General features: G+C 73.6%; 5 protein-coding genes. 4 read left to right on the plus strand and 1 reads right to left on the minus strand.

What is annotated here, in order from left to right; translation table 11 throughout:
- Nucleotides 1–84: 84 nt before the first annotated feature.
- Nucleotides 85–2,496: a serine/threonine-protein kinase gene (locus tag LZ495_RS42095; protein WP_235058543.1), complete on the plus strand. Its 2,412-nt coding sequence runs from the start codon at nucleotides 85–87 to the stop codon at nucleotides 2,494–2,496.
- A gap of 41 nt (nucleotides 2,497–2,537) precedes the next feature.
- On the opposite strand, the gene LZ495_RS42100 is transcribed toward LZ495_RS42095, so the two are convergent.
- A complete protein-coding gene (locus LZ495_RS42100) occupies nucleotides 2,538–3,299 on the minus strand; it encodes an FHA domain-containing protein (protein ID WP_235058544.1) in 762 nt (253 codons plus the stop codon).
- 604 nt (nucleotides 3,300–3,903) lie between these two features.
- On the opposite strand from LZ495_RS42100, the gene LZ495_RS42105 reads away from it, so the two are divergent.
- The 3 genes from LZ495_RS42105 to LZ495_RS42115 all read left to right on the plus strand — a co-directional run.
- The gene (locus LZ495_RS42105; protein WP_235058545.1) at nucleotides 3,904–4,983 is read left to right on the plus strand and encodes an NAD(P)H-dependent amine dehydrogenase family protein; all 1,080 of its coding nucleotides are present in this window, start codon (nucleotides 3,904–3,906) and stop codon (nucleotides 4,981–4,983) included.
- A gap of 5 nt (nucleotides 4,984–4,988) precedes the next feature.
- Nucleotides 4,989–5,468: a carboxymuconolactone decarboxylase family protein gene (locus LZ495_RS42110; protein WP_235057203.1), complete on the plus strand. Its 480-nt coding sequence runs from the start codon at nucleotides 4,989–4,991 to the stop codon at nucleotides 5,466–5,468.
- Between the two features lie 470 nt (nucleotides 5,469–5,938).
- Nucleotides 5,939–6,517 (plus strand): FAD-dependent monooxygenase (locus LZ495_RS42115; RefSeq protein WP_235058546.1); only part of this gene is annotated, 579 nt, incomplete at its 3' end.

Genomic DNA, 6,517 nt, shown 5'->3' on the forward strand with positions numbered 1-6,517 from the left:
CGGCCGCGGCCGACGTACGGGCCGCGCCGCCGCGCTGCCCCCAGGAACGGTGCGCTCAGGAACACCGCGTCACGGAGGTACGAAATGCCCCGCAACCGCTTCCCGGTGGCCCCCGGGAAAGACACCCCGGCGAACACCCTGCCGAACACCCCGGGGTGGGCCGTCCGCGTGCCCGCGGGCTTCCGCGTCGGACGCTGGACGGTCGGCGCCGGCATCGCCACGGGCGCCTGGGGGAGCGTCTACGAGGCCCGCGCCGACGGCTCCGCCCGGGACGGAGTGCCGAGCGCACCGGTCGCCGCCGCGGTCAAATTCATCCCGTCCGGCCACACCACGCCCGGGCACGTGGCGGTGCTGCGCGACATGGCGGAGAGCGAGACCCGCTTCCGCAGCCGGATGAGCCACCCGCGCCTCATCCGGACCCTCGAAATAGCCACCGTCGCCACCGCCGACGCCGCGGCCGCGGACGCCGACGGCGCGGTCGCGATCGTCATGGAACGCGCCGCCTCCTCCCTCGAACAGGTCCTGGACGCCGGACCGGTGGCCCCCGCCGAGGCCTCCCGGCTCATCGAGGAGATCTGCGAAGGGCTCGCGCACATCCACGCCGGCGGCTGGCTGCACGGCGACCTCAAGCCCGCCAACATCCTGCTCGCCGACGACGGCTCGGTACGCCTCGCGGACTTCGGCCTGAGCGCGATGCTGGAAGGCACCCACGCCTACGTGCCGCCACGCGCCAGCAGCGACTACACGCCGCCCGAGTTCGCCTCGGCGCCGCGTACCGTCCGCGGGCTGCGCAGCCGTGCGAGCCGCGACGTCTGGGCGCTCGGCGTCATCGCCTACCGGCTGCTGGCCGGCACCTTGCCCTTCACCGGCGCCAGCGCCTCGGACCGGCAGTTCCAGGCCATCCGGCATGCCCGCGGCGAACCGTCCGTGGACTTCGGCGTGCTGCCCGCCCGCTGGCGGGGCTTCGTCGCGGACTGCCTCACCCCCGACGAGCAGGCCAGGCGCCGCCACACCTCCGCCGAACTCCTGCGCCGCGCCCGCACGATCCGCGCCGCCGAGGTGCAGGAACGAAGCCGCCACGCGCGTACCGCGCACCGGCTGCCCGCCGCGCCCCGCGTCCCGCTCCGGCCCCGGACCGCGGCCTCCGCCGCGGTCGTCCTCGCCACGGCCGTCGCCCTCGTCGGGTGGCTCCTGTACGGGATCGACATCTCTGGCGGCGGCGCTCGGGCGACCGAACAGGCCGCCGGTGCCGAGACGTTGCCCGGTCCGCTCACCGCCCAGACGGCCCGCGGCCCGGCCGCGGCACCGCCGATCCAGGGCGTCCCGGGCGGCCGCGCCGACGGGACCCGCTTCTACGCGAGCGGCGCCGCAGCGCAGCCCGCCGGGGCCCGCCCATGGCAGCTGCCGGCCGCGGTCGGCCTGCGGAACCAGTGCCTGCACGATGGAGAAGCGCTCTACTGCACCGGCGTACGCGTCCCCGGCGCGGATCCGGCCGCCGCCCGCGACCCCGCCGGCTTCGTGACGCGCATCGACCCGGCGACCGGCGCGGTCGTGTGGCACCAGGGCATCGTCGGCGAACTCCTCGGCGTCGTCGACGGCATGCTCCTCGTCGCCGGGCGCCCGGGTGGCGATGCGCCGGCGGACGACACTGCGGACCCCGAGATCGTCATCGGCGCCCACGACACCGCAAACGGCATGATCCGCTGGGCCACGCCAATCCCCGCCGCGGCCGACGGACGGACTCCTGCAGTCGCCTTCGGTGCCGGCCACGTCTTCGCGGTCACCGGCCGCGGCCTCGTCGCCCTGTCGGTCGCGGACGGACGCACCGACTCGCGCTGGGACGTACCGCTGCCGTTCGAGCAGCGCACGTACGACACCGCGGCCCGCTTCGCCGACGGCCGGGTCTACCTCGCCTACCGGCACCCGGGCCCGGCAGGCCGCGGCGCCTCGACCCAGCTCGTGGTCGTCGACCCCACCCAACCCGCGCTCCTCGCCCGCCGCGAGGTCCGGACCGCCTGCCGCGCCGGATTCGCCGTCACCGCGCGCACCCTGCACTGCGCCGACGACGGTGCCCCCGGCTCGCTCCCGTCGGTCCTGCGCTGGGATTCCGCCGCGGACACCGAGCAACTCACCGTCCTCCCGCGCGGCCGCGTCACCGGCTTCGCGACCACCGGCGGCACCTATGCGGTCGGCCTCGACGACGGAAGCGCGGCCGTCGTCCGCACCGCCGACGGCACCGTCCAGTGGCAGCAGACCGCGGCCCCGGGAGCCCCGGTGACCGTCACCATCGTCGACGACCGAGTCCACACCGCATCAGGATCCACCGCAGCGACCTTCGACCTGCACACCGGCACCCAACTGTGGCGCATCGCAGGAGCCCCCGACCCGACCACCGCCCCGGCGACGCCCCCACTCGTCCACGCCGACACCCTGTTCCTGCGCACCGCGGCCACCGGCATCCAGGCCATCCCGATGACGCCTCACACGACCCCCTGAGCGCGGCTCGAAGCCGCGCTCGGGTGCCGAGGCGCGGCAGGTCACGGCTCGTCGTGCGGGTGGTGCTGGGGGCCGCCCGGGGGGAGCAGGGCCAGGTGGTCGTTGGTCACGTAGTTCCACTTCAGGGCCATGTCGACCAACTGGGCGCGCCGCCAGTGCTTGCGGGCGCCGCCGCCCGGGTCCGCCAAGTGGAGCTTGCGGGTGGCCATGTAGTCGATGTGGAACTGCACGCCCCGCGACGACAGGCCCTTCGGGCCCAGGATCGGCGACCCCGCGATGCGCTCCGCGATGTCCCGGTCGCCGGGTACCGCGACCGAGGAGCCGTCCAACAGCCGCGCCTCGCACAGCGCGACCAGGACCAGGAAGTACGTGGCCTCCTGGTTGAGGTTGGCCATCACGACCGTCGTGCCGCCCTCGGAGGGGCGCTCGCCCGGGTCGGCGTACCGGTGCGCCGGTGCGTACACATGCACCGCGGCGCCCGGGACGCGCTCCGGGCCGAGGAGGATGCGGGACAGCTCGAACGCCACCGGGTACTCCACGCGGCGCGGCGGCACTTTGACGAACTCGCCGCCGCCGTCCAGGCTCTCCACCACCAGCGGACGCGACTCGTGGTGGTTGTCGACCAGCCAGTGGTCGCGGGCCGCGGTGATCCGGCCCGCGGAGCGCGACACCGTGGAGATCGGGATATGGATGTCCGCGGTCTCCGCCCGGCCGAAGTCCAGGGTCTCGCCCGGGCCCAGCTCCCACTCCGGTCCGGAGTCGGGATCGCCGTCGTCGGGAAGGCGTACGACCACCGTGTACATCAGGTCTCCTCCTCCTGGCCCGAGGCCCGCACACCGGGGGACCGCAGAGGCGGATGCTACTACCCGGGCCGGCGGCAGCCGAGGGGCGCCGAACCGTACCGCCGGTTACACCCGGGGGCACCCTGTGAACCGACAGGCTGGCCGCCGCGCACCGCCGTCCATACGATCAAGACGCAGGCCGGGGAGCAACGGGAGCCCGCGGACCGGAGAACCTGCGCTGCCTTCCGTTGCACGCGGTGTGGTGACCCCCCGGCCTGCCCCTTTCTCCGTACGAGGCCGGCTCTCGCCGCCCCCCCGCCGAGAGCCGCAGGACGGCCGTCCGCGCCGCTCCGGCCGCTGCCGGACCGCCCCGCGGGCGGCCGGCCCGGCCGCCGCCGCGCGGCAGGCCCACGATGCACCGGTTTGCGCACCGCGCGGTGCCGGCCCCCGCCGATTCCGACCACTCGTCGAGCGAATGTCGACGTTCGTCGAACTCCTTTTCCAGGCAGGGAAGATCGCCCTTCCGGCGACCGTGCAGGTCAGCCCGCCGGGCCCGGAAAGCGGAACCGGGACTGTGAAGTAACAGGACTACTCAGTGATCAAGCCCGTTGCTAGCGTCCGCCGCATGATTTCCACGGTGGTCTGGGGCACGGGCAATGTCGGTCGCGCGGCGATTCGTGCGGTCGATGCGCATCCGGCTTTGGAGCTTGCGGCGGTGGTCGTGCACTCGGCGGCGAAGGTCGGCCGGGATGCGGGCGAGCTGGCCGGTATGGATGCGGTGCTGGGTGTGGCGGCGACGGACGATGTGGCCGCGGTGCTGGCGTCGGGTCCGCGGGCGGTGGTGTATGCGGCGTCGGGCGACATCCGCCCGGACGAGGCGCTGGAGGACATCTGCGCGGCGATCCGCGCGGGCGCGGTGGTGGTCTCGCCGGCGTTGTATCCGCTGTACGACCCGGTCAACGCCGCGCCGGAGTTCCGCGACCCGGTGGTGGCGGCGGTCGCGGAGGGCGGCGGTTCGCTGTTCGTCTCGGGTGTGGACCCGGGCTGGGGCAACGACGTGCTGCCGCTGCTCATTTCGGGTCTGGGCACGCGGGTGGAGGTGATCCGCTGCCAGGAGATCTTCGACTACACCACCTACGACCAGGAGGACTCGGTCCGGAACCTGATCGGCATGGGGCACCCGCTGGAGTACGGGCCGCCGATGCTGTGGCCGGAGATGCCGACGATGGTGTGGGGCGGGCAGATCCGCATGATGGCCCGCGCCCTCGGCGTCGAACTGGACGAGATCCGCGAGACCGTGGACCGCCGCGCCCTGGACACGACCGTGGAGACCCGGCTGATGGGGACCTTCGAGGCGGGCACGCAGGGCGCGGTCCGGTTCGAGGTCATCGGCATCGTCGACGGCGAGCCGCGGATCGTGATCGAGCACGTCACCCGGATCCACCCCTCCTGCGCGCCGGACTGGCCCACGCCGCCGGACGGCGGGGACGGGGCGCACCGGGTGGTGATCGAGGGGACTCCGCGGATCGAGGTGACGGTGGAGGCGACCGACGAGGGCGAGAACCGGTCCGCGGGCGGCAACGCGACCGCGGTCGGGCGCCTGGTCAACGCGATCGACTGGCTCACCGAGAACCCGCCCGGCCTCTACGACGCCCTCGACGTCCCGCTCCGCGCCGCGGTCGGGAAGCTCGGAAGAAAGAAGTAGCCCAGATGATCATCGACATCCCCGAAGGCGAAGACGCCATCCCCTACGTGTGGTCCGAGATGGTCCCGGAGATCGGGGTCGCCGCCGCGGCCTTCTCCATGTCCGTCTACGACCACAGCAAGCTGGGGCTGCGCGAGTTCGAGGCCGCCCGGATGCGCATCGCCCAGATCAACGGGTGCATCTTCTGCCTCGACTGGCGTACCGAGCGGGACGGCGAAAAGGTCGAGGAGAGCCTCATCGACGCCGTCGAAGAGTGGCGCACCACCGACGCGTTCGACGACCGCACCCGGCTGGCCGCCGAGTACGCCGAGCGGTACGCGCTCGACCACCACAACCTCGACGACGAGTTCTGGACGCGCATGAAGGCGCACTACACCCAGGCCGAGATCGTCGAACTCAGCATGGCCATCGGCTCGTGGATCGCCTTCGGGCGCCTCAACCACGTGCTCGGTATCGACAGCGTCTGCATGATCGGCGCGCACTGAGCCGTCCGGGGGCCGGGGCGGGGAAGCCCCGGCCCCCGGGCCGGGCCTGCGGAGACGCACGGCCCGCCGGTACGACGCACCACCGCCCGGCCCGCGCGGCGCCCGTCTGCCGCGCCTGCTCGCCCTGCTCGATCCGCTCGCCCCGCTGTGCCCGCTCGACCCGCCGTACCTGACCCGCGCACCGCCTGAACCGCCGGCGAACCGCCACGCGGCCATCCCGCCGCGCCGCTGCCCCGCCACGCGGCCATGCCGTTCTGCCCGTACGCCGGCCCGCCGCCGCATCGCGCCGCCGCACCACACCGCACGGCACCGCACCGCCCGGTCCAGGTCGGCCCGCACCACCCCGAAGCTGCAGCCCCCCGCGTTCCACCGCATCACCGCACCGCTGCTCTGCCGCTCCATCCAAGGCCGGCCGCTCGGCCGGAACCGACAGATCGCGTTCCACTTACCCCTGAAAGCGAGGACGTCACATGAGTGACGCCACCCAGAACGACGAGCGTTCCCAGGGCGTTTCGCGCCGCGGCTTTGTCGCGGGCACCGGTGCCGTGCTCGGTGCCGCCGCGATCGGCGGCCTCGGCCTGCCCGCCCAGGCGTCCGCCGCGGAGGCGGCCACCGCCGCGTCCATCGACAACGGCGCCCGCGTCCCGGTCCTGATCATCGGCACCGGTTACGGCGGCTCGGTGACCGCGCTGCGCCTCGCGCAGGCCGGCGTCGACGTCCACATGGTCGAGATGGGCATGGCCTGGGACACCCCCGGCTCGGACGGCAAGATCTTCGCGCACACCACCAAGCCGGACGGGCGCTCCTTCTGGCTGCGTACCAAGACCAAGCAGCCGCTGAGCAACTTCCTGGGCTTCCCGATCGACCAGGACATCCCGAAGTACACCGGCATCCTGGACGCCGAGGAGTTCAGCGGGATCACCGTGTACCAGGGCCGCGGCGTCGGCGGCGGCTCGCTGGTCAACGGCGGCATGGCCGTCACCCCCAAGCGCGAGAACTTCAGTTCGGTGCTGCCGTCCGTCGACGTAGACGAGATGTACAACACCTAC

Origin of the sequence: Yinghuangia soli (genome assembly GCF_021502675.1) — a bacterium.
Classification (GTDB): domain Bacteria; phylum Actinomycetota; class Actinomycetes; order Streptomycetales; family Streptomycetaceae; genus Yinghuangia; species Yinghuangia soli.

Bases quoted from the DNA above. Each gene is read 5' to 3' on its own strand.
- LZ495_RS42105 (WP_235058545.1), top strand. From the start codon at position 3,904: ATGATTTCCACGGTGGTCTGGGGCACGGGCAATGTCGGTCGCGCGGCG.
- LZ495_RS42095 (WP_235058543.1), top strand. From the start codon at position 85: ATGCCCCGCAACCGCTTCCCGGTGGCCCCCGGGAAAGACACCCCGGCG.
- LZ495_RS42100 (WP_235058544.1), bottom strand. From the start codon at position 3,299: ATGTACACGGTGGTCGTACGCCTTCCCGACGACGGCGATCCCGACTCC.
- LZ495_RS42110 (WP_235057203.1), top strand. From the start codon at position 4,989: ATGATCATCGACATCCCCGAAGGCGAAGACGCCATCCCCTACGTGTGG.